General features: G+C 38.7%; 4 protein-coding genes. 3 read left to right on the forward strand and 1 reads right to left on the reverse strand.

What is annotated here, in order from left to right; all coding sequences use genetic code 11:
- Positions 1-209, forward strand: a 209-nt coding sequence (locus tag CXF78_RS21670; protein ID WP_219622090.1) for an SRPBCC family protein, incomplete at its 5' end; no start/stop codon positions are given.
- Positions 210-288: 79 nt separating this feature from the next.
- Here CXF78_RS21670 and CXF78_RS17725 read toward each other — a convergent pair.
- Positions 289-1,164 carry a LysR family transcriptional regulator gene (locus CXF78_RS17725; protein WP_102037502.1) on the reverse strand — a complete coding sequence of 292 codons (876 nt, stop codon included), beginning with the start codon at positions 1,162-1,164 and terminating at the stop codon, positions 289-291.
- A gap of 885 nt (positions 1,165-2,049) precedes the next feature.
- On the opposite strand from CXF78_RS17725, the gene CXF78_RS17730 reads away from it, so the two are divergent.
- Positions 2,050-2,931: a COG3415 family protein gene (locus tag CXF78_RS17730; RefSeq protein WP_011636696.1), complete on the forward strand. Its 882-nt coding sequence runs from the start codon at positions 2,050-2,052 to the stop codon at positions 2,929-2,931.
- The coding region (locus tag CXF78_RS17735) for a beta-ketoacyl synthase N-terminal-like domain-containing protein (RefSeq protein ID WP_145991550.1) at positions 2,915-3,338 on the forward strand (424 nt) is incomplete at its 3' end. The genes CXF78_RS17730 and CXF78_RS17735, both read left to right, overlap by 17 nt.

Consider the following 3,338-nt stretch of genomic DNA (forward strand, 5'->3'; position numbering starts at 1 on the left):
GCTATAGCTACTCTATATTAGAGGCTCCTTTTCCTGTGACTAATTACTTTTCAACTCTAAAGGTAAAAAGTATCAATAGTGAAACGTCTGAAGTGATTTGGTCTGGTTCTTTTTTACCATTGGATTCCGCAACAGACTCTGAAGTTGAAGCGCTTTTTTTTCAAATATACTCAGATGGTCTTGAAGCATTAAAAGCTCACTTTAGTTAAACTTATATGCCAATGGTGATTCAATAAACACCATTGGCATTTTTGTATCATTTAAGTAATTATTTAATTGAAAATAAATTCATACTTTATTCGTTAATTTCATTTGAAAATACTTCACTAGTGGACGCAGAATCTCATTATGCCAAGCGACCCACAGAGAAGTGTTATAACTTAAAGGTATGAGTGACAACGTAGTTACATTCTTGGGTAATTGTTGCTTTAAACTTTGTTGAATCATAGCGACTCCAGTACCAGCAGCAACTAAACCTAATGCGCTTATAGGATCATCTACTTCAGCTATAATGTTTGGCGAGAATCCGTTTACAGCACAAATATCTATAAAAGACTTTTTACTTTGCCCTTTAATCGATAACCAAGAGAGCAACTTAATATCCTCAATTTGAATATCATTTTTGAGTAATAAAGGGTGATCATCTGCGAGAGCCAAAAGCATGGGGTCCTCATAAATTTTAGCAAAGGAGAGCACACTACTGCCTTCTTGTAACTCATCGACTAAAGCAATATCTAAGCTTCTTTGAAGTAAGCCCTCTAATTGTTGATGACTTGTTTGATTATAAAGAGCTACATGAGTATTGGGTTTATCTTGTCTTAAATTTCTTAAATAATCAGGCAATATACTCGAGTACATAGCACTATCAACGTAACCAATACAAAGCCCTCCTTCATCTCCACGCCCAAGACGTTGGCCTAAAGATTCAAGCCTTTTCGCATGAGTTAATAATGCTTTCGCTTCTTTTAAAAAAGTTTGTCCATCGGTAGTGAGCTTTATCCGTTTTGCTTTGCGCTCAAAAAGCGTTAAGCCGAGTTTTTCTTCAAGTTGAGCAATTTGCCTACTTAATGGAGACTGAGATATGTGCAGGCGCTCAGCCGCTCGTGCGACATGCTCTTCTTCAGCAACTGTGACAAAATAATATAATTGACGAATATCTAACATATAAAGCCTTATTAGTTTAATTACCAAGCATTCAGGAAAAATAAATCACATCTAATCTTATTGCATCATGCTGCCAATATATGAACTCAAAGCTCAATAAAGATTGTTTTATACACAACATACTCCAAACAATGAATTGGGGAAAAACCTAATAACAATTCAGCTTTTTACAATACCACCGACTATGCCTCTGACAGTACTCTGTGGTTTTTTCTCATTTTGCCATGATGCACTTATAAATTGCTGGATTTTAACTTTAATTCAGTAAGTATGGGGTACTCTACCGCAACATCCATATGAATAAGGAAATTGAGTAACGCATAATATATAAAAGAGAACATCCAGTTAAGTCGATTACTGAGATCCATCATGAACACATATATGATGGCTTAAAATTAAATGCTTTATCGCTGGGATTATCAATATTTCTGCAAGTTATAACGACGATGGCAGGACTCTAAACAGCAATCAATATGGTCCCCCCCTAAATGCTCTTTGCTAAACTATCATGCCACCTGCAAAGCCAATACCCATCAACGAGAAAATGATTAGTACCTAGCTGTGAGGCTGGCAGTAAGTACCGATAACAGGATTATGTAGATAGTCACTTAGCTAGTAGTAGCTTATCTTGCCGATTAACATTGTTGGCAGACAACGGTTATCACTTCAAGTATTCGTTAAGTAAATGTTTTTTTACATCTAAGATATCGTTTTCAGTCTCGGGTGATTGTATCGGAGTGAAACCTCAGGTAATGTGCTTTGTGCTAAAAAAAGCATAAATGGATATTTAGACTAATTTTTAACTTCTTTAAGTATGACTTAAGTAAGTATCGGTAAGTTTAAATGCGCTAAAGTCCCAATAGATTATTTGGAATCCCGGTCTAGATGACAAAAAAGATAACCACACATTTAGAATCAGGTTTATTTAAGGGCAAGCCTCGCCAAAAAACGGTTCAACACCGTAATGCGACGACGACGCCTGAAATGCGTCAATTTATTCAGCAATCCGATTACAGTGTCAGTCAGTTATCCAAAATCCTCAATATCAGCGAAGCCACAGTACGTAAGTGGCGTAAACGTGACTCAATCGATAACACCCCTAATACCCCGCACAAACTCAACACCACACTATCTCCGATGGAAGAATACGTGATGCTGGGCTTGCGTTATCAATTAAAAATGCCTTTAGATCGGCTACTAAAAGTCACCCAAGAATTTATCAACCCCAATGTCTCTCGCTCCGGTCTTGCCCGTTGCCTAAAGCGTTTTGGGGTCTCTAAACTAGACGAATTTGACAGCCCTTTTGTGCCGGAAAAATTCTTCAATCAGCTGCCGATTACTCAGGGAGCTGATATACAAACCTATACCGTTAACCCTAAGACCTTAGCCGATACTTTGTCCCTGCCAAGTCCAGATCCGGACAATGTAGTGCAAGTGGTGTCGTTAAGTATTCCGCCTCAATTAACGAAGCAGCAAGCCTATTCTGTTTTGCTTGGAGTCGATTTTAAGTCTGACTGGGTTTACCTCGATATTTATCAAGACAGCCATACCCAAGCGAGTAATCGCTATATAACGCATGTCTTAAAGCACGGACCATTTCATTTACGTAAGTTATTGGTTCGGAACTATCACACTTTTCTTGCTCGTTTTCCTGGAGCAAGTCAACCAGCCGCAGTATCCACTAGCACCATTGATGCAGCTGGATCCCAACACCAGATAACTGAACCTCAGTTATCAAACGGAGACTCATATGAGCCAATCCAGTAATAAAGATAAGCGTTTAAACAAACGCTTAAAAGACATGCCTGTCGCGATTGTCGGCATGGCGAGTATTTTTGCTAACTCACGTTACCTAAACAAGTTTTGGGATTTAATCAGCGAAAAAATTGATGCGATTATCGACGTTCCAGAAAGCCATTGGAATGCTGAAGATTACTACAATGCCGATAAATCAATGGCCGACAAAAGTTACTGTAAACGTGGTGGTTTTTTACCTGAAGTCGATTTCAATCCAATGGAATTTGGCTTGCCCCCTAATATCCTCGAACTAACAGACACCTCACAACTTTTATCGTTAGTGGTCGCCAAAGAAGTGCTAGCTGATGCAGGTATTGATGCACAGTACGATACCGATCGCATCGGTATTACACTAGGCGTCGGCGGTGGTCAAAAAA

The sequence above is a fragment of the Shewanella sp. 11B5 genome (assembly GCF_002836795.1).
GTDB classification, from domain to species: domain Bacteria; phylum Pseudomonadota; class Gammaproteobacteria; order Enterobacterales; family Shewanellaceae; genus Shewanella; species Shewanella frigidimarina.

What these genes read in the sequence shown, in the direction of transcription:
- CXF78_RS17725 (WP_102037502.1), bottom strand. Translation starts at nt 1,164, where the DNA reads ATGTTAGATATTCGTCAATTATATTATTTTGTCACAGTTGCTGAAGAA.
- CXF78_RS17730 (WP_011636696.1), top strand. Translation starts at nt 2,050, where the DNA reads ATGACAAAAAAGATAACCACACATTTAGAATCAGGTTTATTTAAGGGC.